Consider the following 24611-nt stretch of genomic DNA (forward strand, 5'->3'; position numbering starts at 1 on the left):
GGCTCGGTTTCGCGGTGCCGTTCGGCTTCCTGCTGCGCGAGGTTTTTGCCCGCGGCCTGCTGGTCGGCTTCGATCCGGACCTCGTCCGCCATGCCGGCACCACCGTCCTGCTCGCCGGCTCCGCGACCGTGCTGACCCTGGTGCTCGGCTTCGGGGTCGCCTTCGCGGCCCGGCTGGTGCGCCGGCCGGGCGCCGGCCTGCTGCTCGGAACCGCCGGGCTCGGCTATGCGGTGCCCGGCACCGTGCTGGCGCTCGGCCTCTTGGGGCCGCTGATCGCGGTCGACACGGCGCTCGGCGAGGTGATGCGGGCCGTCACGGGCCACGGCGTCGGGTTGCTGCTCGTCGGCTCCGGGATGGGCCTGATCATCGCCTATGCGATCCGGTTCCTGGCGATCGCCACCGGCTTCGCCCAGGCGGCGCTGGCGCGTCTGCCGACCGATCTCGACGACGCGGCCTTTTCGCTCGGCGCCCGGCCGGGCCGGGTGGTCGCCGCCGTGCATCTGCCGCTGACGCGGCCGGCGCTGCTCGGGGCGGCGCTGCTGGTCTTCGTCGACAGCCTCAAGGAGCTCCCCGCGACCCTGCTGCTGCGGCCCCTCAATGTCGAGACGCTGTCGACCTATGTCTACCAGTTCGCCACCCGCGGCAGCTTCGAGGAGGGGGCGCTCGCCGCCCTGCTGATCGTGCTGGTCGGCCTCCTTCCGGTGATCCGTATGGTGCGGCGCATCGACGATCTCGACCCGGCCGCGCCGGTCGCGTAGCATCGCTCCACTATCCTGATGCGTTGGCGCATGTTGCGCCCGTGTGCCGCCTCATGCGGCGGCGCAATGTCGGCTGAAAGCCGGGCCTCGCTCGACTCGGCGAAAGACACATCTGTATGCGAATGCTACTTTTGGTTGTGGGACAGGTGCAGGAAACGGCGGTGGGATCATGAAGAAAATCTACAAGGACCCGTCCTCGGCCCTGGCGGGGCTGATCAAGGACGGGATGACGATCATGTCGGGAGGCTTCGGCCTCTGCGGCATCCCGGAGAGCCTGATCATGGCGGTCCGGGACTCGGGCGCCAAGAACCTCACGGTGATCTCCAACAATGCCGGCGTCGACGGGATCGGGCTCGGCATCCTTCTGGAGACGCGGCAGATCCGGAAGATGATCTCGTCCTATGTGGGCGAGAACAAGCTGTTCGCCCAGCAGTTCCTGTCCGGGGACCTGGAGCTCGAGTTCAACCCGCAGGGCACGCTCGCCGAGCGCATCCGGGCCGGCGGCGCCGGCATCCCGGCCTTCTTCACCAAGACCGGCGTCGGCACCGTGATCGCCGACGGCAAGGAGGTGCGCGAGTTCCACGGCGAGAAATACGTGATGGAGACCGGCCTCGTCGCCGACATCTCGCTCGTCCACGCCTGGATGGGCGACACCGAGGGCAACCTCGTCTACCGGAAGACCGCCCGCAACTTCAATCCGATGATGGCGACTGCGGCGAAGACCACCATCGCCGAGGTCGAGCATCTGGTCGACCCGGGCGACATCGAGCCTGACCGCATCGTCACGCCGGGCATCTTCGTGCAGCGCATCGTGCAGGTGCACGCCGAGAAGCACATCGAGCAGCGGACCACGCGCAAGCGCAGCCTGGCCGAGATGCCGGCCGGCGCCGGGGAGGAAGTGTGATGGCCTGGACCCGTGACCAGATGGCCGCCCGCGCGGCCCGCGAGTTGAAGGACGGCTACTACGTCAATCTCGGCATCGGCATCCCGACGCTCGTCTCCAACTACATCCCGGAAGGCGTCAAGGTGGTGCTGCAGAGCGAGAACGGCATGCTCGGCATGGGGCCGTTCCCGTATGACGGCGAGGAGGACGCCGATCTCATCAACGCCGGCAAGCAGACCATCACGGAGCTGCCGACGACCAGCTACTTCTCGTCCGCCGACAGTTTCGCGATGATCCGGGGCGGCCATATCGATCTGTCGATCCTGGGCGCCATGCAGGTCGCCGAGAACGGCGATCTCGCCAACTGGATGATCCCGGGCAAGATGGTGAAGGGCATGGGCGGGGCGATGGATCTGGTCGCCGGCGTCAAGAAGGTCGTGGTGGTGATGGAGCACGTCGCCAAGGACGGGGCGAAGCTCCTGCACCGCTGCAACCTGCCGCTCACCGGCGCCAATGTGGTCGACATGGTGATCACCGATCTCGGCGTCTTCACCATCGACAAGCACGGCACCGGCGGCATGGCCCTGATCGAGCTCGCCGACGGCGTCACGCTCGACGAGATCAAGGCCAACACCGAAGCGAGCTTTTCGGTGGCCCTGGCCAAGGCGGCGTGAGGGCAGGCGGCCGCTTGCCGGTCACAGGAACCGTCATGCGCGGGCTCGACCCGCGCATCCGTCCCATTTCGCAAAAAGGCGCTTGTTCGAAGTGGATGGATCGCCGGGTCGAAGCCCGGCGATGACGCCGGTGGGGACGGTTCGCTCTCTGCCGTCCCGCCGCCGTTTTCGGCCCCGTTTCCGCCAAAAAGCTTAGACAGGACCGAATCTTGCGGCCACGAAAGCGTCACAGAGATCGCGCAGGTTCCGCGCCTTCCGCCGGCCTGCGCGCCGGCTCAGTCCATTGACCGGATCGAACAGCCCCGTGAGCGCCCCTGCCGGCTTCAAGCGTCTTGCCGTCGCCGTCGCCGTGATGGTGGGCGCGGGGCTCGTCACGCTCGGCGCCGCCTCCTATCTGGTCTCGGTCGATGCGGCGCGCGATGCCGTGACGGCCGAGGTGCGCGCCGTCACCGGGCTCGAGCCGACCGTGCGGGGCACCTCGACCCTGTCGATGTTCCCGTCGCCGCGGGTGTCGCTCGGCGACGTCGCGCTGGCCGGCTTCACCGGCGACGAGCCGCCCTTCGTGGCCGAGGCGCTGGTGGCCAATGTCCGCTGGCTGCCGCTGCTGACCGGGCGCATCGAGATCGCCGACGTCGCCCTGGTCCGGCCCCACATCACCATAAGGTTCGAGCCCGACGGCCGCACCAACTGGTCGCCGCTGGTCGATACGCTCGCCCGCACGGTGCGGCCGGGTCCGCAGTCCGACCCGCGCACCCTGTCGTTCTCGGAAATCCGCGTCTCCGACGGCGTCGTCGTGCTGCAGGACACCGGGCGCGCCGTCAGCGAGGTGCTGGAGAAGGTCGAGCTGTCGCTCGCCTGGCCGTCGATCGCCAAGACGTTCGCGGCGACCGGCCGCGTGTCCTGGCGGGACGAGCCGCTCGACGTGTCGGTGGCGATCAGCGATTTCCCGGCCGCGCTCGCCGGCGACAATTCCGGCCTGAAGCTGCGGATCGGCGGCGCGCCCCTGAAGGCCGCCTTCGAGGGCGCCATGAGCATGCGCCCGAGCCTCAAGATCGACGGCACGCTGGCCGCCGACGCGCCGTCGCTGCGCCGGGCGATGAGCTGGGTGGCCGGCAAGCCGCTGTTCGGCGTCGGCCTCGGTCGCTTCGCCCTCAAGGCGAAGACCAATGTGGTCAGCGGCACGCTCGCCCTGTCCAACCTCAATATCGAGCTCGACGGCAACGCCGCCGAGGGCGTCATCAGCTACGGGCTGCGCGGCCGCCAGACCTTGCAGGGGACGCTCGCCGTCGAGTCCCTCGACCTCACGCCCTACGCCTCCGCCCTGCGGCTGATGGCCTCCGACTCCCGCGACTGGAACCGCAAGCCGATCTCCCTCGACTGGCTCGACGACATCGACTTCGACCTGCGCGTCTCCGCCGCCCGGGTGGTGACGCCACAGACGCGCTTCGGCCGTACCGGCGTGGCGGCATCGCTGCGCGACGGCCGCCTGGTCGTCACGGTCGGCGAGACGCACGCCTTCAACGGCTTCATCACCGGCTCGCTGGCGGTCACCAAGACGGCGACCGGCGTCGGCCTGCGCTCGCAGCTCGCCCTCACCGATGTGGATCTCGACACCTGCCTGGCCGAGCTGATCGGCGTGCGCCGCCTGGAGGGCAAGGGCAACGTCTCCGTCAACCTCGACGGCAACGGCATCAACGTCTTCGGCGTCACCCGCACGCTCAACGGCTCGGTGTCGCTCAATGCCGCCAATGGCGGGCTGGTCGGCGTCAATGTCGAGCAGCTCCTGCGCCGGCTGGAACGCCGCCCGCTCGCCGGCAGCGCCGATTTCCGCTCCGGCCGCACCCCGTTCGACACGCTCGCCGTCGCCCTCAAGATCAGCCAGGGCACCGCGCACGCCGAGGAGGTCCGGTTCGAGAGCAGCAATGTGCGGCTCGCCGTCTCCGGCACCGCCTCGGTGCCGGGCCGCGAGCTCGACCTCACCGGCACGGCGAGCCTGCTCGCCGCCTCGCTGGAGCAGCCGCCGACCTTCGAGCTGCCGTTCTTCGTCCAGGGCACCTGGGACGACCCGATCATGCTGCCCGACACCCAGGCGCTGATCCGCCGCTCCGGGGCGGCTGCGCCGCTGCTCGACGCCGTCTCCGACAAGCGCACCCGCGATGCCGTCCGCTCGGCGATCGATCGCCTCGGCGGCAGTGACGGGGCCGCGATGCTGCGCCGGCTCGGCGTGCCGGTGCCGGAGCCGACCGAGCCACCGGCCGCGACCGATGCGCCCGAGCCGGACGCCTCGCCTGCCGAGGTTCCGACCCGGTAAGCCGACGCCGGCCCTCGTGCCGCCGACGGCCGCCGCAGCCATCCCCCCAGTCGTCCTCGCGCGTCCCGTCCACGCGCTTCTGGCCCGGCGTTCGCCGCCCTCCGGCTTGCTGTATGATGGCGCGCTGCGAATCGGCCGGCAGCGAGGGGGTGGAGCCCGGACGCGATGTGGAGAGTGCTGCACACCGTGGTGAAGATCGCGGTCGCGTCGCTGATCGTCGGAACGGTGCTGGCCCATTTCGGCATCACATTCGAGGCGATGTCGACCGAGCTCGGCATCTCGCCCGAGCGGCTCGAGCAGGCGGTGCGCCGCGCGCTCGCCTTCGTGGTGCCGAACCTGCTGCTCGGTGCCGTCATCATCGTGCCCCTGTGGGCGCTGATCTACATCCTTCGCCCGCCCGGCCAGAGCAGCGAGTGAACTTGCGCTGGTCATTCCGGAAGCGTTGCGCAGCAACGCTGTCCGGAATCCATAGCCCCGGTCTGTGTTTATGGATTCCGGGCTCGCCGCTGCGCGGCGCCCCGGAATGACGGCGGTCCGTGCGAGGCCGAGCTCCGTCACCCCGCCGCCGGCCGCTCGGTGCGGCGGGAGATCAGCGAGGCCAGGATCACCACCACGGCCGTGACGGCGATGAAGATCGTGCACACCGCGTTGATCTCCGGCTTCACGCCGAGCCGCACCTCCGAATAGATGCGGATCGGCAGCGTGGTGGCGCCCGGCCCGGTGGTGAAGCTGGCGATGACGATGTCGTCGAGCGACAGCGAGAAGGCGAGCAGGAAGCCGGCCGCGATGGCCGGCGCGATCACGGGCAGCGTCACGGTGAGGAAGGTCTTCAGCGGCGGGCAGCCCAGATCCATGGCCGCCTCCTCCAGGCTGCGGTCGAAGCTCGCGAGGCGCGACTGCACCACCACGGCGACAAAGCACAGGGTCAGCGTCGTGTGCGCGATCGTCACCGTGACGACGCCGCGCTCGAAGCCGACGGCGACGAACAGCAAGAGCAGCGACAGGCCGGTGATCACCTCCGGCATCACCAGCGGCGCATAGACCATGGCGGCGAAGGGCAGCCGGCCGCGGAAGCGGCCGAGCCTTGTGAGCGTCAGCGCCGCCAGCGTGCCCAGCACGGTCGCGGCCGACGCCGACACGAAGGCGATGCCGAGCGAGGTCAGCGCCGCCTCCTGCAGGGGGAGGTCCTCCAGCAGCGCCGCATACCAGCGCGTGGAAAACCCGCCCCACACGGTGACGAGGCGCGAGCCGTTGAACGAGTAGACCACCAGGATCAGAATCGGGACATAGAGGAAGGCGAGCCCGAGTGCGAGCGACACCAGGTTGAAGCGCGACAGCCGCCGCATCTCAGCGCCCCTCCCGGATCTGGCGCGACTGCAGCGCCTCCCAGGCGGCGATCGGGACGACCAGCAGCATCAGCAGCACCACCGCGATGGCGGAGGCGACCGGCCAGTCCTTGTTGGCGAAGAACTCGGTCCACAGCGTCTGGCCGATCATCATGGTGTCGGAGCCGCCGAGCAGATCCGGAATCACGAACTCGCCGATGATCGGGATCAGGCACAACAGGCAGCCGGCGCCGATGCCGGGTGCGATCAGCGGCACGGTGACGAGCCAGAACGCCTTCCAGCGCGGGCAGCCGAGATCGGCGGCGGCTTCCAGCAGGCTCTCGTCGAGCTTGTGCAGGCTCGCATAGAGCGGCAGCACCATGAAGGGCAGATAGGAATAGACGATGCCGATCAGCACGGCCGTGTCGGTCGACAGCCAGCTCGCCGGCTCGTCGACCAGGCCGAGCCCCTGTAGCACCTGGTTCAACAGGCCGTCGCGCTGCAGGATGGTCATCCAGGCATAGATGCGGATCAGGAACGAGGTCCAGAACGGCAGCATCACGGCGACGACCAGGAACGGCTGCAGCCGCGCCGGCGCCCGCGCCATCGCGTGCGCGATCGGCAGGCCGATGGCGAGCAGGATCGCGGTGGAGAGGCCCGCCACCTGCAGGCTCTTCAGGTAGGAGAAGAGATAGAGATCGTCGCCCGCGAGCGTCGCGTAGGTGTCGGCCGACAGCGCGCCAAAGAAATCGATCAGGCCGCCGAGGCCGGCGGACAGATCGAGCACCGGCGTGTAGGGCGGCTGCGCGATCACGGTCTGCGACAGGCTGATCTTGCCGACGATGACGAACGGCACCAGGAAGAAGGCGACCAGCCACAGATAGGGCAGGGCGATGATCAGCCTCTCGCCGACGGATTTTTGGGGTGCCGTGTCGTTCGTCATCGCGGGCTCCGTAGGGCGCAATGAGCGCCAGCGAATTGCGCCGATAAAAGCTCGTCCGCATCGCTGCGTCGACGTCGCAGCGGTGCAATTCGCTGGCGCTCATTGCACCCTACACGGCAACGCGGCTCGCCCTTCACTCCGTCAGCACCACGGCGGCGTCGGGCGCAAACGACAGCCACACGGTGTCGTCCCAGCCGATGTCGGATGCCGCGAAGCGGCGCGCATTGGTCACCGAGGCCTTGACCACGGTGCCGTCGTCGAGCCGCACCTTGTAGAGCGACAGATCGCCCAGATAGCCGATGTCGGCGACCTTTCCGGCGACCGTGTTGACCGGCATCGCCGCAGCATCGGGCGCCGCGGTGGTGAGGAGAATCTTCTCGGGCCGCACCGCGAGCGCCACTTTTGTCCCCGCCTGGATCCCTGCCGTACCGGCGGCGCGAAAACGCCGGCCGGCCGTGTCCGCCACCACCACGCCGTCGACACCCGCGGCGTCGACCGTGCCGTCGAAAAAGTTGACGTCGCCGATGAAGCCGGCGACCCAGCGCGAGCACGGCTGCTCGTAGATCTCGGCCGGCGTGCCGACCTGGGCGAGGCGGCCGTGGTTCATCACGCCGATGCGGTGCGCCATGGTCATCGCCTCCTCCTGGTCGTGGGTGACGATCACGAAGGTGGTGTCGAGGCGATCCTGCAGGGCCATCAGCTCGTACTGGGTTTCCTCGCGCAGCTTCTTGTCGAGTGCCGCCAGCGGCTCGTCGAGCAGCAGCACCTTGGGATGCTTGGCGAGCGCCCGGGCGAGCGCGACGCGCTGGCGCTGGCCGCCGGAGAGCTGGTGCGGCTTGCGCTTGTTTAGGCCCTCCAGCCGGACGAGGCGCAGCATCTCGGCGAGCCGCGCCTTGATCTCGCGCCGGGGCATCCGCTCCTGCTTCAGCCCGAAGGCGATGTTGCCGGCGACGCTGAGATGGGGAAACAGCGCGTAGCTCTGGAACATCATGTTGACGGGTCGGCGCCAGGGCGGCACCGCGGCGATGTCCTGGCCGGCTAGGAGAAGCCGTCCCTCGTCCGGCCGCTCGAACCCGGCCAGCATGCGCAGCAGCGTGGTCTTGCCGCAGCCGGACGGCCCGAGCAGGGCGAAGAACTCGCCTTCGCGGATATCGAGGCTGAGCTGGTCGACCGCCGTGACGTCGGCGAACCGCCGGGTCACGGCGTCGAACCGCACCATCGGCTTGTCGAGATCATCCCGGGGAACAAAGGCACGGCGCATCGAGGGGGCCACGGCGAGAGCTGGTCGTCCCTTTGTTGCGGAGGCCGGGCCGGCGGATCAACCGGAATATTTCCGTGCAATGCTGCGGAGCACCGGACCGGTGCCGGCCCAGGGTGGGCGCAAGGCGGGCGAGGGCGCTATCGTCGATCAAACGGGTGATTCGCCAACCGGCGGGCACCCGGGAGGAGACGGAATGGACTTCAGCGGACGGCACGTGGTGGTGACGGGCGGCACCGGGGCGCTCGGCGGCGGGGTGGTCGCGGCTTTGGTGGAGGCGGGGGCGATCTGCCACATCCCTTACCTGCGGGAGGCGGCGGCCGAGAGCTTTCCGTTGCGCGACCATGCCCGGGTGGCGCTCTACGGCAATGCCGACCTCACCGATGCCGAGGCGGTGGAGCAACTCTACGACCAGCTCCCGCCCTTGTGGGCGTCGATCCATCTCGCCGGCGGCTTCGCCTTCGGACCGCTGCGCGACCTCGACGAGGCCGTGCTGCATCACCAGATCCACACCAATCTGGTCACCTGCGCGCTGTGCTGCCAGGCGGCGCTGCGCGCCTTTGCCCGCGGGCGCAACGGCGGCCGCATCGTCAACGTGGCGGCCCGCCCGGCGCTGGAATGGCGCACCGGCTCCGGCATGGCGATCTACGCCGCCGTCAAGGCGGCCGTCGCGGCGCTCACCGTGGCGCTCGCCGAGGAGGTCGCCAAGGAGGGCGTGCTGGTCAACGCCGTCGCGCCCTCGATCATGGACACGCCGGCCAATCGCCAGGACATGCCGAAGGCGGATCTGTCGGCCTGGCCCAAGGTCGAGGAGGTGGCCGCCACCATCCTGTTCCTCGCCTCCCCCGACAACCGCGTCACCCGCGGCGCCGTCGTGCCGGTGTACGGGAAGGCGTGAGACCAATTCTTGTTATCCGCCCTCGTCCTGAGGTGCGATCCGAAGGATCGCGTCTCGAAGGACGGGGGCGGCCCATGCTTCGAGACGCGGCCGGAGCCTGCCTTCGGGCCGCGCGAAGCGCGGACCCGGAGGGCCGCTCCTCGGCACGAGGCCGAGAGAGTCAGTGCAGGGGCGCTTCGGTCTCAGCGCCGATCGCCGCGCTTCGAGGCGGTCGCGCGCGCCGGCTTGCCCGCGAGGCGGGGTCTGAACACCGCCTCCAGATCGGTCGCCGCATCGGCGGCGTAGTCCAGCCGCAGCCGCTGCTCGACATGGAGGAAATGGTGCCCGGACAGGTCGATCGCGCGCCCCACGTCGCGCGCCCGCAGCGCCTCGACGATGGCGCCGTGCTCGTCGACGGCGCAGATCGACTGGTTCGCCGGCTCGTAGACCGACACCATCACGGACGAGCGGCTCAAGAGGTCGCGAAGAATGCGCGACAGCTCCGGGTTGCCGATCGCATCGACGAGCAGGAGATGGAAGCCGCCCGACAGCTTCACTGACGCGCTGCGGTCGCCGCGCGCGGCGGCGGCATGCTCCTCCGCCAGATGCGCGTCGAGCCGCGCCAGGAATGCGTCGTCGAGGGCGTCCGCCAGGGCGAGCAGCACGCCGGCTTCCAGCACCCGATGCGCCTCGTAGATCTGCCGGACCTCGTCGACGGTCGGCTGCGGCACGCGGGCGCCGCGGTTGGGAATGATGTCGATCCGCCGCTCGGCCCCGAGCCGGTGCAGCACCTTGCGGATGCGTTCCCGCGACACGCCGAAGATCGCGGCGAGCCGGTGCTCGGCCAGCTTGGTGCCGGCGCGCAGCGAACCGTCCATCACGGCGCGGGCGATGGCGTCGTGGATCGCCGCGTCGGTCTGCGGGTCGGCCTTGCTGGCTCGTTGCGGTCGTGCGCGCACGCAGTCTCTCCGGCGGGTCGCCGCCAAAATGTGCACATTCATGCCAGTGATTGTGCACATTCAAGCCGCGGCGGTCTTCGGCTCGAACAATAGGACGCATCTAACGCATTGCAAACACGAGAATATAGAAAAATGTGCACAACTGGCCCGTGCCTTGCATTGGTCTCGCTGTAGCGCCGTTCGGCCCGCAGCGAGGACACCGATGACCCGAGACCTCCACCTTTCCCGTCCCGGCTTTTCCCGTCGCACCGTCTTGCAGATCGGCGGCGGCGCCCTCGGCGCCGTCGCCATGCCGGCCTTTTTGCGCGCGGCCCCGAAGGAGATCGTGATCGGCGGGCCGGCCGGCGCGGCGCGCTACTTCAACGCCGACGTGTTCCCGGCGATCGAGAAGACGCTCGACCTGAAGATTCTCTACGAGGGCACCAACTCGCTCACCAATCTGCAGAAGATGCAGGCCGACAAAGCGAGCCCGAAGATGTCGGTGGTGATCATGGACGACCCGGTGATGATCCCGGCGGCGGCCGAGGGCCTGATCACGCCGGTCACGGCCACGGCGGTCCCGAATCTCGGCAGGCTGGTGCCCGGTGCGGTGCATCGCGACGGCCTGTGGGCGAACTACCAGAAACCCTGGGCCGGGATCGCCTGGTCGACCAAGCGCATGAAGTCCGGGCCGGCGAGCTGGGCCGAGCTGTGGGACGCCCGCTACGGCCAGAAGGTCATCGTGCCGTCGATCCAGAACACCGAAGGATTCTGGACGTTGCTGATCGCCGCCCATCTCGAGACCGGCAAGCCGTTCGGCGAGGCCCAGTACGCGATCGACGCCGCCTTCAAGAAGCTCAAGAGCCTCAAGCCCAATCTGCTCAACGTCTACACCAACGCGCCGCAGGCCATCAACCTGCTGGAGCAGGGCGAGGCCTGGATGATCGGCGGCCAGTTCTCGGCCTATACGCTGATCCGCAAGGCGGACGGCTCGCCGGTCGATCTCGCGGTGCCGTCGGAGGGCGGTTTCGCCATGCCGTCCGGCATCGCCAAGGTGAAGGGTGCGCCGACCGACGCGCTCGCCGATGCCGTCATCGACGCGTTCCTGTCGCCCGAGATCCAGTCGATCCTCGCCACCAAGGCGTTCGTCGCCCCGACCAACCCGGCGGCCGTGAAGCCGGCCGGCTTTCCCGACGGCGCGGCCCTGTTCGCGCCCGACTGGGCCTTCTTCGCCAAGGAGCGGGCCGGCTGGACCGAGCGCTGGATCAAGGAGATGGCATGAGCAGTCCGGACGGCGCGCCGCATGTCGTCATCCGCTCGGTCTCCAAGCGATACGGGCCCCTCACCGTGCTCGACCGCGTCGACCTCACGGTGGCGCGCGGCGAGCTGGTGACGCTGCTCGGTCCGTCGGGCTGCGGCAAGACCACGCTGCTGCGCCTGGTGGCGGGCCTCGCCACGCCGGAGGAGGGCGCCATCGCGATCGCCGGCCGCGACGTGACGCGGGTGCCGCCGCATCGGCGCAATGTCGGCGTGGTGTTCCAGAGCTATGCGCTGTTTCCGCATCTGACGGTCGCCGGCAATGTCGCGTTCGGCCTCGCCGTCCGCGGCCGGCCGCGCGAGGAGATCGACCGGGCCGTCGCGCGCACGCTGTCGCTGGTGCGGCTCGAGCATCTCGGCTCGCGCCGTGTCTCGGCGCTGTCCGGCGGCCAGCAGCAGCGCGTCGCGCTCGCCCGGGCGCTGGCGGTCGAGCCGGAGGTGTTGCTGTTCGACGAGGCGCTGTCGGCGCTCGACCGCAATCTGCGCGAGGACATGCAGGTCGAGCTGCGCCGCCTGCTGCGCGAGATCGGCGCCACCGCGATCTTCGTCACCCACGATCAGGACGAGGCCCTGACCATGTCCGACCGCATCGCCGTGATGAACGGCGGCCGCATCGAGCAACTGGCGGACCCGAAGACCCTGTATGCGCGGCCGGCCACGCTGTTCACGTTGGGCTTCGTCGGCCAGTCGACCCGTGTGCGCGGCACCGTCGCGGCCGCCGCCGACGGTGTCGTCACGGTCGACACGCCGGTCGGGCGTCTGTCGGCCATGGGCCATTTCGCCGCCGGGTCGCCGGTCGTGGTGGCCGCCCGTCCCGAGCACTTGAATGTCGTCGCCGACGCCGCCGGTCACGATGGCGGCGACCGCGCCCGCAATCGGGTCGACGGCCGCGTCCGCGCCGTGATCTTCCAGGGCTCGCGCAGCCGGATCGAGGTCGAGGCCGGCGGCGAGACCCTGCTGGCGGAACTGCCCGGCCGCGGCGCCGCCGATCTGCGGCCCGGCGACGACGCCCGGCTGGTCTGGCCGGTCGCCGAGACCTTCGTCTATCCGGACCCGGAGGCGCGGCCATGACGGACACCGCCGTGCGCACGCCGGTGACGGCCGTGACGCGGCCCGACAACGACCGCTGGCTGACGCTCGGCTTCGCCGCCCCGGCCACGGTCGTTCTGGCCCTGCTGTTCGTGCTGCCGCTCGCGCTCCTGCTCGTGGCGAGCGTCGCCGGCCCGGCCGGTTTCTCGCTCGCCGAATACGGCAGGCTGACCACGCCCCATTACCTCGGCGTGATCTGGAACTCGCTGCGGCTCGCCGTGCTGACGACCGGCATCGCCTTTGCCATCGGCTATCCGGCCGCGTTCGCGCTGGCGCGGGCGCGCGGCGTCGTGCGCAGCGCGCTCCTCGCCACCCTGTTTCTCCCCCTCGCCGCCAGCGTGATCGTCAAGGCCTTCGCCTGGACGATTCTTCTGCGCAGCGACGGGATCGTGAACACGGTGCTGCTGGCGCTCGGCCTCGTCGACGAGCCGATCAGGATGATCTTCACCGAGACGGCGCTCATCGTCGGCGCCGTCAACATCTTCCTCCCCTTCATGATCCTGCCGATCTACGCCGTGGTGGCGCAGCTCGATCACCGTCTGGTCGACGCGGCCGCGACGCTCGGCGCCTCGCCGGCCGTCGCCTTCGTGCGGGTCGTGGTGCCGCTGACGCTGCCCGGCATCATCGCCGGGGTCGCGCTGGTCTTCTCGCTGTCGGTTTCGGCCTATGTGGTGCCGACGCTGCTGATCGGCGAGCGCTATCCGACGCTGTCCACCACCATCGCCAAGGCGTTCCTGCTGGCGCGCCAGCCAGCCTTCGGGGCGGCGGCCGGCGTCGTCCTGCTCGCCATCACGCTGGCGGCGGTCGCGCTCAGCGCCCGCCTCGGCCGCAGCGGAGGATCGCGATGACGGCCCGGCTCGCCGTCGCCTTCGCCTGGTTGGCCGCCGTCGTCACGGTGGTGTTCCTGATGGCGCCGCTCGCCACCGTGGTGGCGGCGAGCTTCTCGCCGTCGCCGGTGTTCGACCTGCCGCTCGACGGGGTCTCGTTGCGCTGGTACGAGCGCATCGGCCGGCTCGACGGGTTCTGGCCGGCGCTGTCGCTGTCCCTGCAGATCGCCGTTCTGTCGACCGCGATCGCGCTCGTGATCGGCACGCTGGCGGCGATCGCCATCGTGCGCGGCCGGCTGCCGGGCGCGGAGGCGCTCGCCACCGCGCTGGTGTCGCCGCTGATGATGCCCGGCCTGGTGCTCGGCATCGCGCTCCTTCAGTATTTTCGCGCGATCGGGTTCACGGCGACCTGGAGCGCGCTCGTGCTGGCGCATCTGATCGTGACGCTGCCCTATGTGGCCCGCACCATGATCGCCGGGCTGGCGCTGTTCGACTTCACGCTGGTCGAGGCGGCCCGCACGCTCGGCTGCACCTATGCGGGCGCGATCCTGCGGGTGATGGTTCCGGCGCTGGCACCGTCCTTTCTCACCGCGGGGCTGTTCAGCTTCCTCGCCTCGTTCGACAACTATCCGGTGTCGATCTTCCTGACCGACGTGCGGACCAAGACGCTGCCGATAAAGATGCTGCAATACATCGAGGAGGCGCCCGACCCGACGCTCGCGGCGCTCTCCACCCTGATCCTCGCCGCGACCGTGATTCTCCTAGTGGCGAGCGATCGGCTGATCGGACTTCACCGGATGGCGGGGACGGCGGAATGACGGCGACCATGGAGCTGCGCCATCCGATCGGCCGCGATCTGGTCGGCTACGGCGGCGCGCCGCCCGATCCGCGCTGGCCCGGCGGGGCACGCGTCGCCGTGTCCTTCGTGGTCAATTTCGAGGAGGGCGCCGAGTTCACGCTGTCGGAGGGCGACGACCGCAACGAAGGAATCTACGAGGTCGAGCACCGGCTCGACGGGCCCGATCCGTGCATCGAGAGCCATTTCGAGTACGGCACCCGCGCCGGCTGGTGGCGCGTGATGGATCTGCTCGACCGCCACGGCGTGACCGGGACGGTGAGCGCCTGCGGCCGCGCCGTCGAGCGGCTTCCCGAGATCGCACGCGACGCCGTGCGACGCGGGCACGAGGTGGCGGCGCATGGCTGGCGCTGGGAGAGCCATGCCGGCATGGACGAGCGCACCGAGCGCGAGCGCATCGCCCGCACCGTGCGGGCCATCGCGGCGGCGACGGGCCAGCGCCCGGTCGGCTGGCACACGCGCTCGGCCTCGTCGGCCAATACGCGGCGGCTGCTGGTCGAGGAGGGCGGCTTTTTGTACGACAGCGACGCCTACAACGACGACCTGCCGTATTTCGTCGCGGTCGACGGGCGGCGGCATCTCGTCCTGCCCTATGCGTTCGACACCAACGACATGCATTTCCAGCACACCCAGCGCTTCAGCGGTGCCGACTTCGCCGACTACGTGATCGACGCCTTCGATTGGCTGGTGCGCGAAGGCGCGACGGCGCCCAAGATGATGTCGGTCGGGCTGCATCCGCGGATGATCGGGCGCCCCGGCCGCATGGGCGCGCTCGACCGCATTCTGTCTCGGGTCACCGGATCCGGCGCCGCCTGGGTCGCCCCGCGGGCGGCGATCGCACGCCACTGGCTCGATACCTTCGGCACGGCGGGACGGCCGTGAGCGGCGCGGCGCGCCGGCGAAGAATCCTGGTGATCAATCCGAACACGTCGGAGCGCGTCACGGCGATCCTGCTCGCCGAGGCCCGCCGGATCGCGGGCGACGAGGCGGAGGTCGACGGCGTGACCGCATCGTTCGGCGCCGCCTCGATCGAGTGCCGGGCCGAGCTGGTGATCGCCGCCCATGCGGTGCTGGAGGCGATCGCCGCCGCCGGCCCGTATGACGCCGCCATCATCGCGGCGTTCGGCGATCCGGGGCTCGAGGCGGCCACGGAAATCGCACCTATGCCGGTGATCGGCCTCGCCCGTGCGGGGCTGCGAGCTGCCGCGGCGGACGGGCGCCGCTTCGCCATCGTGACGCTCGGCCGCCACATGCGCCAGGAGCTGGAGCGCGCCGCCGCCGCGGCCGGCGTCGCCGACCGGCTGGTGGCGATCCGCTTCCTCGACGGCGGCGTGCTCGATCTGGCGCACGAGCGGGCGCGCTTTCTCGATGCGATGGTCGATGCCGCGGCTTCAGTCGTGGCCGAGCATGGCGCCGCGGCCGTGCTGTTCGGCGGTGCGCCCTTCGCCGGCGTCGGCCGCGATCTCGCCGGCCGGATCGCCGTGCCGGTGTTCGAAGGCCTCGGCTGCGCGATGCACGAGGCGCTTGCTCTGCCGCGAGCCTCGAGCCGCGATCTTCCGCAAGATGTCGCAACGAAGCCAAGCGTGAAGATCTCGTCCGCCCTGGCGGGCCTGATCCATAGGTTTTTTTCGCGCCGCGTACCGGACTGAGGCAGGGGACGCGGCTTTCACGCTGACGGAGGCACGGCCGCCCCGTCGGAAAAATCCACAGCGAGGCGCCGGGTCAGCCAGTCGCGGAACGCCGTCATGCCGGCGGTCGGCTGCTTCGACTTCAGCGAGGTCAGCCAATAGCCGCCGAGATCGACCTCGGCCGCGAACGGCCGCACCAGACGCTCCTGTCGCAGCTCGCGGGCGAACATCGCAACCGGGACGAGGGCGACACCCAGGCCTTCCGCGGCCGTTGCCACCATGGTGACGGACGAGTCGAAGACCGGGCCGCGCAATGCCGGGCAGGGCACGCCCGCGGTGGCGAACCAGTGCGGCCACTCGTCGGTCCGGTAGGAGCGCAGCAGCGTCTCACGCGCGAGGTCGGCCGGGCGTGCGAGCCGGCTCGCCACTGCTGGGGCGCAGATCGGCGACAGTGGTCCCCGGCAGAGAAGCACCGAATCGGTGCCGTGCCACGAGCCGTCGCCGAACCGTATGGCGAAGTCGAGCCCTTCGCCGGCGATGTCGACCCGGTTGTTGTTGGTGAACAAGCGCAGGTCGACATAAGGGTGCGCCTCGCCGAATCCCTTCAGGTTCTCCAAGAGCCAGCCGGCCGCGAAGGTGCCGACCACCCCGACCGTGACGGCCTCGCGGACATGGCCGTCCTCGAACTGGTCCAGCGTGGCCCGGATACGGGCGAAGGTGTCGGCGAGAACCGGTACCAGCGCCAGGCCCTCGTCGGTCAAGGCGAGCCCGCGAGGCAGCCGGCGGAACAGCCGGACCCCCAAGATTTCCTCGAGGCCGCGCACCTGGTGGCTGACCGCGGCCTGGCTCACCCGCAGCTCCAGCCCGGCGCGGGTGAAGCTGAGATGGCGGGCCGCGGCCTCGAAGGCACGCAGCGCATTGAGGGAGATTTGGGAAACGGTCATGGGCCGAGGGTCAAGTTATTCTTATGGCTCGCCCGAAAAACCATCGTTTGTCAACGGCGCTCCGCAGCGGCTTCCTGGGCACGCCAACGAGGAGCCGATGCATGATCACCAGACGTCGTTTTGCCGGAGCCGCGGGCGCCGCGGCCGTGTTCGCCGGAGTGGGCCTGCCGGGAGCTGTTCGCGCCGCGTCGGGGTTTCCAGAGACGCTTCAGGCCGAGCTCGCCCGCATCGAGCGGGAGAGCGGCGGCCGGCTCGGTGTCGCGGTGCTCGACACCGGCACGGGCGCGCGGGCCGGCCACAGGGCCGACGAGCGCTTCCCGATGTGCAGCACCTTCAAGCTCGTCCTCGCCGCCGCCGTGCTGGCGCGGGTCGATGGCGGAACGGAATCGCTCGATCGCCGCATTCGCATCAAGCCGGGCGACATCTACGAATACTCGCCGGTGACCGAGCCACGGCTCGGCGATGAGCTGACGGTCGAGGCGCTGTGCGAGGCCGCCGTTGTCGTGAGCGACAACACCGCCGCCATGTTGTTGCTCGGCGGGATCGGCGGCCCGCCGGGGATGACAGCGTTTTTTCGCAGTCTCGGCGATCCGGTGACGCGGCTCGACCGCGGCGAGCTGGAGCTCAACGAGGCCGTGCCGGGCGATCCGCGCGACACCACCGCGCCGGCCGCCATGGTGTCCGACCTGCAGAGGCTCGTGCTCGGAGACGCGCTGACACCCGCCTCGCGTGAAAAGCTCACGGCCTGGATGATCGGGTGCCGCACCGGCGATGCGCGGCTGCGCGCCGGACTGCCGAAGGATTTTCGCGTCGGCGACAAGACCGGCACCGGCGGGCGCGGCTCGACCAACGACATCGCCGTGATCTGGCCACCGGGGCGGGCGCCCGTGATCGTCGCCGCCTATCTGACCGAGACGGAAGCGCCGCCGCCCGCCCGCAATGGTGCGCTTGCGGCAGTCGGCAAGGCGGTGGCGTCGGCATTGGCGGGTTGATGGCCGTCGACGGATACCAGCGTCAGGCCGGCCGCCGGACGTCACGGTTCGCCTGCGCCCACACCCGCAACGCGGCGGCGAGGCGGCCGACCGCGCCGCTCCAGTCCTCCGACCGCTGCTGTCGGAACAGCCGGGCGGTCGGATACCAGGGCGAGTCGTCGCGATCGATGAGCCAGCGCCAGCAGCCGTCGAAGCGCGACAGGATCCACACCGGCTTGCCGAGGCCGCCGGCCAGATGCGCGACCGAGGTGTCGACCGAGACGACCAGGTCGAGGTTCTCGATCAGCGCGGCCGTGTCGGCGAAGTCGCCGACATCGCCCATCGGATCGATCAGCACAAGGCCGGGCGGCGGGCTTTCGAGCTGCGCCGCCGGCGGCCCCTTCTGCAGGCTGACCAGCGTCACGCCCGGGATGCCGGCCAGCGTCGCGAAGGCGGCGAGGCCGATGCTGCGCCGCTTGTCGATGCGCTGCGCATCCGGATCGTTTTGGCGCGGCGCCCCGGCCCACACCAGGCCGACGCGCAGGCCGTCATGCGGGGCCAGGCGCTCGCGCCACGCCCTGACGTCGTCCGGGTCGGCCGTCAGATACGGCATCTCGGCCGGAACGGTGTCGAGCGTCGTTCCGAGAACGTGCGGCGCGCTCAGCATCGGCAGATAGAGATCGGCCGCGGGCAGGGCCGCCGTTGTGGGCACGACCGCCGCGATCCCGGCGACGCGCCGCATCAGCCGTTCGAGCGCCGGATAGACGCGGATCACCACGCGGCCGCCGCGTTGCGCGATCAGCGGGGCGTAGCGCACGAAGTGCAGCGCATCGCCCAGTCCCTGCTCGCAGTCGAGCAGGACGGTCCGGCCGGCCAAGGGTTCGCCGGACCAGCGCGGGCAGCGTTGCGCCAAAGGATCCTTGACCCGGCCGGAGCGGAAGCGCCACTCCATCTCGCAAAAACCCTCGTCCAGCCGGCCGAGGCGCAGGCAGGCTTCGGCGAGATTGTAGTGCGCCCTGGCATTGTCCGGATCGAGCGCCAGCTCGGCCCGGTATGCGACCGCGGCCTCTCGGTCGCGCTCCAGCGCCTGCAGGACGGCGCCGAGATTGAAGTGGAGACCGGGCCGGTCCGGCGCGATCGCCAGCGCGGCGCGGCAACTGCGCTCGGCCTCGTCGAGCCGGCCGAGATCCTTTTGCGCATTGCCGAGATTGGAATGGGCGCCGGCGTGCCGCGGCGCCCGCCGCAGGCATTCCTGCAGGAGGTCGACGGCGTTCTCCGGACGGCCGGTGTCGCGCAGGGCGCAGCCGGCATTGTTGAGGCATTCGGGCGTGACGAAGCCGGCCGCCAGCGCCCGCAGGTAATGCGGAACTGCGGCGCCGGGATTTCCGGTCGCGTGCAGGGCGAGACCGCGGCGGTACGCCGCCTCGCCGACGGCGCGCGCCGCCCCTCCGGCGCCGTTGCAGGTCTCGACGGTCGTCGGCTGGTCCGCCCGGGCCGGCACGTCTCAGGCTGCCTGGACGAGGCTGATGGTCGGGTCCGACGCGTGGATCGCCAGCAGGTTGCCGCCCATCGGAAACACCTGGTAGCCGAGGCGTGCCATGAAGGCGCGCAGATCGGCCTCGTTCGACTTGATGCGCTCGACGACGAGCTGCGGCTTTTGCCGCGCCAGCGACTGCTCGGCCCCCATCAGCGCCTCGATCTCCATGCCCTCGACGTCGATCTTGACCAGGTCCAGCCGGTCGAGGGCGAGCGAATCGAGGGCCAGCATGCGCGTCTCGCGGCCGTGCGCGGCGGCATAGTCGATGTCCTGGCCGATGAACTCGGTCGCGTCGCGCTTCCTGATCTCCAGGCTGCCAAAGCTCGACGGCACCTGATAGTTCGGCTGCGGCACCGCGATGGTGCCGTCATAGGCGCCGACGGCCGCCCACAAGGCGCGGGCGTTGAAGCAGTTGTTCAGGGTGATGTTGCCGACCAGCGCGTAGAAGATCCGCTCCTGCGCCTCGATGGCGAGGACCTCGCCCCAGCCGTGCATGAGCCGGGCCCACTCGATCGTGTGGACGCCGATATTCGCCCCGCAGTCGATCGCCACCACGCCGTCCCCACAGGTCTCGCGCCGCGCCTGCAGCAGCTTGAGGACGAGGTCGACCTCCTCGGGATCGTAGGCCGACTTGTTGAGGAGCTGGAAGCCGACCCCGATCAGCTCGTCGTTCATCAGCCTGTAGTCGAGGCGGTTGACCAGCATGGGTCCGTGGTCGGTCGATGCCAGCACGAAAGCCGCGGGCCGTCGATTGCCGTTCTTCATCGCGAAGCCGATGCCCTGTCGAGGACGGTCGAAAGACCGGATGTTCGGGCCGGACGGCCCGGATTGTCCGGCCTCGCGTCGCTCTCTGGCGCCTGCCGTTGAGGTTGATACGGGCGGCCGGCCCGGACCGGGCGGACAAGTGCCCCGGCTCAGCGCCGTGCTCGGAGCGGTTTTCGGTGATGTCGACCCACACTCCGCTCATTCCCGCGAAAGCGGGAATCCAGAGCCACAGGTCGAGTCGCCCCTGGGTCCCCGCCTTCGCGGGCACGAGCGGAGGTCGGAGCGATTCATCACAACCGAAATCCGCCTTACGCGTAAAGGCCCTTGTTCTGCTCGCGCAAGACGTTCTTCTGCACCTTGCCCATGGTGTTGCGCGGCAGCTCGTCGACGAACAGGACGCGCTTGGGCTGCTTGAACTTGGCCAGCCGCCCGTCGAGGGCAGCGAGGATCTCGGCCTCGGTGACGGTGGCGCCGGGCGTCCTCACCACCACGGCCGTGACGCCCTCGCCGAAATCCGGATGCGGGCAGCCGACCACGGCCGATTCGACCACGCCGGGCAACAGGTCGATCTCGCTCTCGACCTCCTTGGGATAGACGTTGAAGCCGCCCGAGATGATCAGATCCTTGGCGCGGCCGACGATGTGGACATAGCCGCGCGCATCGATCTTGCCGACGTCGCCCGTGATGAAGAAGCCGTCCGGGCGGAATTCGGTCTGCGTCTTCTCGGGCATGCGCCAATAGCCGGCGAACACGTTGGGGCCCTTCACCTCGAGCACGCCGATCTCGTCCGCCGGCAGCACGGCGCCGCTCTCGGGATCGGCCACCCGCACCGCGATGTCGGGCAGCGGGAAGCCGACCGTGCCGGCGATGCGCTCGCCGTCGTAGGGGTTCGAGGTGTTCATGCCGGTCTCGGTCATGCCGTAGCGCTCGAGGATCGCCTGGCCGGTGCGCGCCTTGAACGCCTCGTGGGTTTCGGCCAGGAGCGGCGCCGAGCCCGAGGTGAACAGCCGCATATGGGCCGTGGCCTCGCGGGTCAGCCCGGGATGCTGCAGCAGGCGCACGTAATGGGTCGGCACGCCCATCAGCGTGGTGGCGCGCGGCAGCAGGGAGATCACCTGGTCGGCGTCGAATTTCGGCAGCCACAGCATGCTGCCGCCCGCCAGCATCAGGGTCATGGCCGCCGTGAACAGGCCGTGCGTGTGATAGATCGGCAGCGCGTGCAGCAGCACGTCGGTCGCGGTGAAGCGCCAGTATCCCACCAGCGTGTCGGCATTGGAGCCGAGATTGCGCTGGGTCAGCATCGCCCCCTTGGAGCGGCCGGTGGTGCCCGACGTGTAGAGGATGCAGGCGAGGTCGTCCGCCGCCCGGCCGACGTCCTCGAACGCCTCCGGCGCCGCGGCGGCGAGCTCGGCGAGCGAGCCGCGGCCGGTCGCGTCGAGGGTTTCCACCACGGCGCCGTGTCGGGCGGCGACCGGCGTGAGCGCATCGCGGCGGGCCGGATCGCAGACGAGGAGGCGCGGCTCGGCGTCGCCGACGAAGTACTCGACCTCGTGGGTCGTGTAGGCGGTGTTGAGCGGCAGGTAGACGGCGCCGGCCCGCACCACGGCCAAAAACAGCATCAGGTTCTCGGCCGACTTCTCCACCTGCACGGCGACCCGGTCGCCCGGCTTGACGCCGCGTCGGACCAGGGCATTGGCGAGCCGGCCGGTCCGCGCCAGCATGTCGCCATAGCTGATCCGCGTGCCGTCCGGCGTCTCGATCAGGGGCTTGCCGAGCGAGGGAATGCGGCTGCGGACGAGGGCGAACAGGCTTCCGGACATGGCAGGATTCCAGGCTTCTGGGAGGGCGGCGACGCGCCCATCTCGTCCCACAGGGCGTGGCCGGAGTTCAAGCGGAAAGGCGCCGCGCGGCGCGCCGGTGCCGCGCCCGGCCGCCGTCGGTCCGGCGTGCCGGCCGGGCCGCCGCGGGCATGTCGGCCGGCCCCACGGATGTTTCTCGATTATGTCCGCATTTCACCAGCAACGTGAATGTTGCGACAGAAACAAATACTGCGTCGATCCTCCAGAAGAGCTTAACCTCCCCTTTGCCGTTTCTGAAGTGACGCGCCAGCATCATTCGTGTCTTGGAAAAAATCAGACCGAATACATCGAGGCGCCCGTACAAACATCGGATCGAGTGCATGCGCGGGCCTGGCGCTGCCCCTCACGTCCGTGGCGATCCAGCGGTTCCGGACCGTCGCCGTTGCCCGCATCAGGAGAAACGGATGTCTGTGTCCAGCGTCGGCTCGACCGACACGTCGAGCATTCTGGCTCTGATGAAGCTGCTCCAGAGCAGCACCGAGTCGACGACGACCGACTCGACCACGACCGCGACGACGTCGACCACCGCCGCGCCACCGCCGCCCCCCGACGACAGCACCCAGTCCTCCGACGGCAGCGCCTCGCTCGGCAGCGAGGTCATGGCGCTGCTGATGATGATGCAGCAGACCTCCAGCGACTCCTCGAGCGCCACCAGCACCAGCGACTCGTCGAGCAGCACGGCGATCTCCGACATCGCGTCGAAGCTCGTGTCGGCGGTCGACACCGACAGCGACGGCTCGATCTCCAAGAGCGAGCTGGAGACGTTCGCGACCGACAACGGCAGCTCCACCAGCGAGGCCGATTCGCTGCTGAAATCGCTCGACCAGGACGGCGACGGCGCGGTGAGCACCGACGAGCTCGCCAAGTCGCTGAAGACGATGGTCGACGCCCTGAAGTCGGCGCTGTCCAGCTCGTCCAGCACGAATAGCGTGTCGGTCTCGGCCTGACCGGTCGAGGCGACGGCGGGCGATCGTCGCGTCCAGTGCCGCGTCGCAGGCTTTTGCGCGCGCGACGCCGTGCCGGCGTGAATCGTCGCGGCGCGTTTCTGGCCCGGGCTGGTCTTCTTCCGCTGCGGCCCCGCGGCGGTCCGCGACACCCACACGGTCGTCCGACGGGGTCGTCCCGCTACCCTGTGTCGGCTGCTCCCGAGGCCCCCCGGAGACCCGGCCGACGGTACCGGACCCGGGAGGATGGCGAGCAACACGATCCCATCGACCGCGGCGCTGGTCCCGGCGGGCGTCGCCGTCCCGGCCGCCGTCCGGGGCGAACGCGTTTTGACGGATGGAGCCGCGGACTCCCGCCGGCTAATGACGGGACCGCAGGAACGGCGGATTCGGCACGGCGATGGATGACACGAGGGCGGCCGGCACGGTCGAGGCGTGGACGACGCACGGGGATCGATCCCGGCTGCTCGACCACCGGCGAGGGCTTTTCGACGACGCCGATCGGCCGGCGGCCGCCGCCATCGAGGTGCGGACCGCCGAGCGCCACCAGGTCATGGACGGGTTCGGGTTCGCCCTGACGGGCGGCAGCGCCGAGCTGATCCGGGGGCTGGCGCCGGACACCCGCAAGGCGCTGCTGGTCGAGCTGTTCACGACTCTGAGATCCGGCATCGGCGTCAGCTTTCTGCGCATCGGCATCGGCGCGACGGACCTGAGCCGCGCGGTCTTTTCGTGCGACGACTGCCCGCCGGGTGAAACGGACCCGGAGCTGACGCGGTTCAGCCTCGACGCCGGCGACCCCGACATCGTGCCGGTACTGCAGGAGATCCTGGCGATCCGGCCGGGCTTGCGCATCCTGGCGACGCCGTGGTCGGCGCCGCCCTGGATGAAGACCAACGGCAGCTTCGTCGCCGGCAGCCTGAAACCGGAATTCTACCGCGCCTATGCCGGCTATCTGGTCGCGTTCATCGAAGCCATGCGGGCGCGCGGCATTCGGGTCGCCGCCCTGACGCCGCAGAACGAGCCGCTGAACGTCAAGAACGAGCCGAGCATGACGATGACGGCCGCCGAGCAGGCGGCGTTCATCGGCGACCATCTCGGGCCGGCGCTGCGCGATGCCGGTTTTGGGGACGTTGCGCTCCTGTGCCACGACCACAACTGCGACCGGCTCGACTATCCGCTGACCGTGCTGGCCGACGCGCGGGCGCGAAAATTCGTCAGCGGGGTGGCCTGGCATCTCTATGCGGGATCGCCCGAGGCCCTGGCGATGGTGGCGGCGCAGCATCCCGACCTGACCATGTATCTGACCGAGCAATGGGTGGGCGACGACGGCGCCTTCGGGGCCGACCTCGCGTGGCACGTGCGGAACGTGCTGGTCGGCGCGATCCGCAACGGCGCCCGGGCCGTGCTCGAATGGAACCTCGCCGGCGATCCCGACCACGGGCCGCACACGCCGCGCGGCTCCGCCCATTGCGTCGGGGCGCTGACCATCGACGGTGGCGCGATCGTCCGCAACGTCTCGTACTATGTGATCGCGCATCTTTCGCGGTTCGTGCCGCCGGGCTCGGTGCGGGTGTTTTCCACCGCCGTCGAGGCGCTGCCGAACGTCGCCTTCGCGACGCCGGACGGCCGCGTGGCTCTCCTGGTCCTCAACGACGGCGCCGCGGCGACGACCTTCGCCATCCGCTGCAATGGCCGCTCGGTGACGGACACGCTGGCCGCCGGAGCGGTCGCGACCTATGTCTGGCCGGCGGCGGACGGGCTGCCGGTGGCGTAGGTCTAAGCGCTCACGCAGTCGACCGCGACCGTGTGATCAGCTCGGATCCAGGACAGCAGACGTTTTCGCCCGGGGCTTCCCCCCACCCCCGACCCCTCCCCGCCACTCGCTTCGCGAGCGGGGGGAGGGGAGA

At 70.0% G+C, this 24611-nt stretch carries 23 protein-coding genes; 15 read left to right on the forward strand and 8 right to left on the reverse strand.

The features are described from left to right. The 5 genes from HXX10_RS27360 to HXX10_RS27380 form a co-directional block, all read left to right on the forward strand. Positions 1-758 (forward strand): iron ABC transporter permease (locus HXX10_RS27360; protein WP_296526492.1); only part of this gene is annotated, 758 nt, incomplete at its 5' end. Between the two features lie 169 nt (positions 759-927). Beyond that, the gene (locus tag HXX10_RS27365) at positions 928-1662 is read left to right on the forward strand and encodes a CoA transferase subunit A (RefSeq protein ID WP_296526493.1); all 735 of its coding nucleotides are present in this window, start codon (positions 928-930) and stop codon (positions 1660-1662) included. Continuing rightward, positions 1662-2315, forward strand: a complete 654-nt coding sequence (locus HXX10_RS27370; protein ID WP_296526494.1) for a 3-oxoacid CoA-transferase subunit B — start codon at positions 1662-1664, stop codon at positions 2313-2315. The genes HXX10_RS27365 and HXX10_RS27370 overlap by 1 nt, the downstream gene beginning before the upstream one ends. Positions 2316-2619: 304 nt before the next feature. Beyond that, positions 2620-4626 (forward strand): AsmA family protein, encoded by a 2007-nt coding sequence (locus HXX10_RS27375; RefSeq protein WP_296526495.1) that lies wholly within the window; start codon positions 2620-2622, stop codon positions 4624-4626. Between the two features lie 165 nt (positions 4627-4791). Then, positions 4792-5043 (forward strand): hypothetical protein, encoded by a 252-nt coding sequence (locus HXX10_RS27380; RefSeq protein WP_296526496.1) that lies wholly within the window; start codon positions 4792-4794, stop codon positions 5041-5043. Positions 5044-5180: 137 nt separating this feature from the next. Here HXX10_RS27380 and HXX10_RS27385 read toward each other — a convergent pair whose 3' ends face one another. From HXX10_RS27385 to HXX10_RS27395, 3 genes are all read right to left on the reverse strand, one after another. Then, positions 5181-5972 carry an ABC transporter permease gene (locus tag HXX10_RS27385; protein ID WP_296526497.1) on the reverse strand — a complete coding sequence of 264 codons (792 nt, stop codon included), beginning with the start codon at positions 5970-5972 and terminating at the stop codon, positions 5181-5183. A 1-nt stretch (position 5973) separates the two neighbouring features. Continuing rightward, on the reverse strand, positions 5974-6894 hold the full coding sequence (locus HXX10_RS27390; RefSeq protein WP_296526498.1) for an ABC transporter permease: 921 nt from the start codon (positions 6892-6894) through the stop codon (positions 5974-5976). A gap of 133 nt (positions 6895-7027) precedes the next feature. Beyond that, positions 7028-8113, reverse strand: coding sequence for an ABC transporter ATP-binding protein (locus HXX10_RS27395; RefSeq protein ID WP_296526499.1), 1086 nt, complete (start codon positions 8111-8113; stop codon positions 7028-7030). A gap of 235 nt (positions 8114-8348) precedes the next feature. Between HXX10_RS27395 and HXX10_RS27400 the strand changes: the two genes are divergently transcribed. After that, on the forward strand, positions 8349-9050 hold the full coding sequence (locus tag HXX10_RS27400) for an SDR family NAD(P)-dependent oxidoreductase (RefSeq protein WP_296526500.1): 702 nt from the start codon (positions 8349-8351) through the stop codon (positions 9048-9050). A gap of 182 nt (positions 9051-9232) precedes the next feature. Here the strand turns inward: HXX10_RS27400 and HXX10_RS27405 are convergent, their stop codons facing one another. After that, positions 9233-9988 (reverse strand): GntR family transcriptional regulator, encoded by a 756-nt coding sequence (locus HXX10_RS27405; protein WP_296526501.1) that lies wholly within the window; start codon positions 9986-9988, stop codon positions 9233-9235. 202 nt (positions 9989-10190) lie between these two features. Here HXX10_RS27405 and HXX10_RS27410 point away from each other — a divergent pair, with 202 nt between their 5' ends. The 6 genes from HXX10_RS27410 to HXX10_RS27435 are packed head-to-tail and all read left to right on the forward strand — an operon-like array spanning position 10191 to position 15705. Beyond that, the gene (locus tag HXX10_RS27410) at positions 10191-11249 is read left to right on the forward strand and encodes an extracellular solute-binding protein (RefSeq protein WP_296526502.1); all 1059 of its coding nucleotides are present in this window, start codon (positions 10191-10193) and stop codon (positions 11247-11249) included. Then, entirely contained in the window at positions 11246-12355 is a 1110-nt protein-coding gene (locus HXX10_RS27415) for an ABC transporter ATP-binding protein (protein ID WP_296526503.1), read from the forward strand. Before HXX10_RS27410 ends, HXX10_RS27415 begins: the two co-directional genes overlap by 4 nt. Then, positions 12352-13221: an ABC transporter permease gene (locus HXX10_RS27420; protein WP_296526504.1), complete on the forward strand. Its 870-nt coding sequence runs from the start codon at positions 12352-12354 to the stop codon at positions 13219-13221. Before HXX10_RS27415 ends, HXX10_RS27420 begins: the two co-directional genes overlap by 4 nt. Then, positions 13218-14018 (forward strand): ABC transporter permease, encoded by an 801-nt coding sequence (locus HXX10_RS27425; protein WP_296526505.1) that lies wholly within the window; start codon positions 13218-13220, stop codon positions 14016-14018. Before HXX10_RS27420 ends, HXX10_RS27425 begins: the two co-directional genes overlap by 4 nt. Next, a complete protein-coding gene (locus HXX10_RS27430) occupies positions 14015-14938 on the forward strand; it encodes a polysaccharide deacetylase family protein (RefSeq protein WP_296526506.1) in 924 nt (307 codons plus the stop codon). Before HXX10_RS27425 ends, HXX10_RS27430 begins: the two co-directional genes overlap by 4 nt. Then, positions 14935-15705, forward strand: coding sequence for an aspartate/glutamate racemase family protein (locus HXX10_RS27435; RefSeq protein WP_296526507.1), 771 nt, complete (start codon positions 14935-14937; stop codon positions 15703-15705). The genes HXX10_RS27430 and HXX10_RS27435 overlap by 4 nt, the downstream gene beginning before the upstream one ends. A 17-nt stretch (positions 15706-15722) precedes the next feature. Here HXX10_RS27435 and HXX10_RS27440 read toward each other — a convergent pair whose 3' ends face one another. Beyond that, on the reverse strand, positions 15723-16628 hold the full coding sequence (locus HXX10_RS27440) for a LysR family transcriptional regulator (RefSeq protein ID WP_296526508.1): 906 nt from the start codon (positions 16626-16628) through the stop codon (positions 15723-15725). A 101-nt stretch (positions 16629-16729) separates the two neighbouring features. Here HXX10_RS27440 and bla point away from each other — a divergent pair, with 101 nt between their 5' ends. Further along, positions 16730-17620 (forward strand): class A beta-lactamase, encoded by an 891-nt coding sequence (bla, locus tag HXX10_RS27445; RefSeq protein WP_296526509.1) that lies wholly within the window; start codon positions 16730-16732, stop codon positions 17618-17620. 22 nt (positions 17621-17642) lie between these two features. Here the strand turns inward: bla and HXX10_RS27450 are convergent, their stop codons facing one another. The 3 genes from HXX10_RS27450 to HXX10_RS27460 form a co-directional block, all read right to left on the reverse strand. After that, complete coding sequence (locus tag HXX10_RS27450; RefSeq protein WP_296526510.1) at positions 17643-19100, reverse strand: tetratricopeptide repeat protein; 1458 nt, start codon at positions 19098-19100, stop codon at positions 17643-17645. 3 nt (positions 19101-19103) lie between these two features. Beyond that, the gene (locus HXX10_RS27455; RefSeq protein ID WP_367142038.1) at positions 19104-19841 is read right to left on the reverse strand and encodes an FkbM family methyltransferase; all 738 of its coding nucleotides are present in this window, start codon (positions 19839-19841) and stop codon (positions 19104-19106) included. Between the two features lie 368 nt (positions 19842-20209). Beyond that, positions 20210-21721 carry a malonyl-CoA synthase gene (locus HXX10_RS27460; protein WP_296526512.1) on the reverse strand — a complete coding sequence of 504 codons (1512 nt, stop codon included), beginning with the start codon at positions 21719-21721 and terminating at the stop codon, positions 20210-20212. 656 nt (positions 21722-22377) lie between these two features. On the opposite strand from HXX10_RS27460, the gene HXX10_RS29040 reads away from it, so the two are divergent. Further along, entirely contained in the window at positions 22378-22707 is a 330-nt protein-coding gene (locus tag HXX10_RS29040; RefSeq protein WP_367142039.1) for an EF-hand domain-containing protein, read from the forward strand. Between the two features lie 397 nt (positions 22708-23104). Then, positions 23105-24478 carry a glycoside hydrolase family 30 beta sandwich domain-containing protein gene (locus tag HXX10_RS27470; protein ID WP_296526514.1) on the forward strand — a complete coding sequence of 458 codons (1374 nt, stop codon included), beginning with the start codon at positions 23105-23107 and terminating at the stop codon, positions 24476-24478. Positions 24479-24611: the final 133 nt, after the last annotated feature.

It is taken from the genome of Rhodoplanes sp., from assembly GCF_013377085.1.
GTDB lineage: Bacteria > Pseudomonadota > Alphaproteobacteria > Rhizobiales > Xanthobacteraceae > Rhodoplanes.

What these genes read in the sequence shown, in the direction of transcription:
- HXX10_RS27365 (WP_296526493.1), top strand. Translation starts at nt 928, where the DNA reads ATGAAGAAAATCTACAAGGACCCGTCCTCGGCCCTGGCGGGGCTGATC.
- HXX10_RS27470 (WP_296526514.1), top strand. Translation starts at nt 23,105, where the DNA reads ATGGATGACACGAGGGCGGCCGGCACGGTCGAGGCGTGGACGACGCAC.
- HXX10_RS27455 (WP_367142038.1), bottom strand. Translation starts at nt 19,841, where the DNA reads ATGCTGGTCAACCGCCTCGACTACAGGCTGATGAACGACGAGCTGATC.
- HXX10_RS27380 (WP_296526496.1), top strand. Translation starts at nt 4,792, where the DNA reads ATGTGGAGAGTGCTGCACACCGTGGTGAAGATCGCGGTCGCGTCGCTG.
- HXX10_RS27440 (WP_296526508.1), bottom strand. Translation starts at nt 16,628, where the DNA reads ATGACCGTTTCCCAAATCTCCCTCAATGCGCTGCGTGCCTTCGAGGCC.
- HXX10_RS27460 (WP_296526512.1), bottom strand. Translation starts at nt 21,721, where the DNA reads ATGTCCGGAAGCCTGTTCGCCCTCGTCCGCAGCCGCATTCCCTCGCTC.
- HXX10_RS27415 (WP_296526503.1), top strand. Translation starts at nt 11,246, where the DNA reads ATGAGCAGTCCGGACGGCGCGCCGCATGTCGTCATCCGCTCGGTCTCC.
- HXX10_RS27400 (WP_296526500.1), top strand. Translation starts at nt 8,349, where the DNA reads ATGGACTTCAGCGGACGGCACGTGGTGGTGACGGGCGGCACCGGGGCG.
- HXX10_RS27385 (WP_296526497.1), bottom strand. Translation starts at nt 5,972, where the DNA reads ATGCGGCGGCTGTCGCGCTTCAACCTGGTGTCGCTCGCACTCGGGCTC.
- HXX10_RS29040 (WP_367142039.1), top strand. Translation starts at nt 22,378, where the DNA reads ATGCAGCAGACCTCCAGCGACTCCTCGAGCGCCACCAGCACCAGCGAC.
- HXX10_RS27395 (WP_296526499.1), bottom strand. Translation starts at nt 8,113, where the DNA reads ATGGTGCGGTTCGACGCCGTGACCCGGCGGTTCGCCGACGTCACGGCG.
- HXX10_RS27425 (WP_296526505.1), top strand. Translation starts at nt 13,218, where the DNA reads ATGACGGCCCGGCTCGCCGTCGCCTTCGCCTGGTTGGCCGCCGTCGTC.
- HXX10_RS27430 (WP_296526506.1), top strand. Translation starts at nt 14,015, where the DNA reads ATGACGGCGACCATGGAGCTGCGCCATCCGATCGGCCGCGATCTGGTC.
- HXX10_RS27420 (WP_296526504.1), top strand. Translation starts at nt 12,352, where the DNA reads ATGACGGACACCGCCGTGCGCACGCCGGTGACGGCCGTGACGCGGCCC.
- HXX10_RS27410 (WP_296526502.1), top strand. Translation starts at nt 10,191, where the DNA reads ATGACCCGAGACCTCCACCTTTCCCGTCCCGGCTTTTCCCGTCGCACC.
- bla (WP_296526509.1), top strand. Translation starts at nt 16,730, where the DNA reads ATGATCACCAGACGTCGTTTTGCCGGAGCCGCGGGCGCCGCGGCCGTG.
- HXX10_RS27390 (WP_296526498.1), bottom strand. Translation starts at nt 6,894, where the DNA reads ATGACGAACGACACGGCACCCCAAAAATCCGTCGGCGAGAGGCTGATC.
- HXX10_RS27370 (WP_296526494.1), top strand. Translation starts at nt 1,662, where the DNA reads ATGGCCTGGACCCGTGACCAGATGGCCGCCCGCGCGGCCCGCGAGTTG.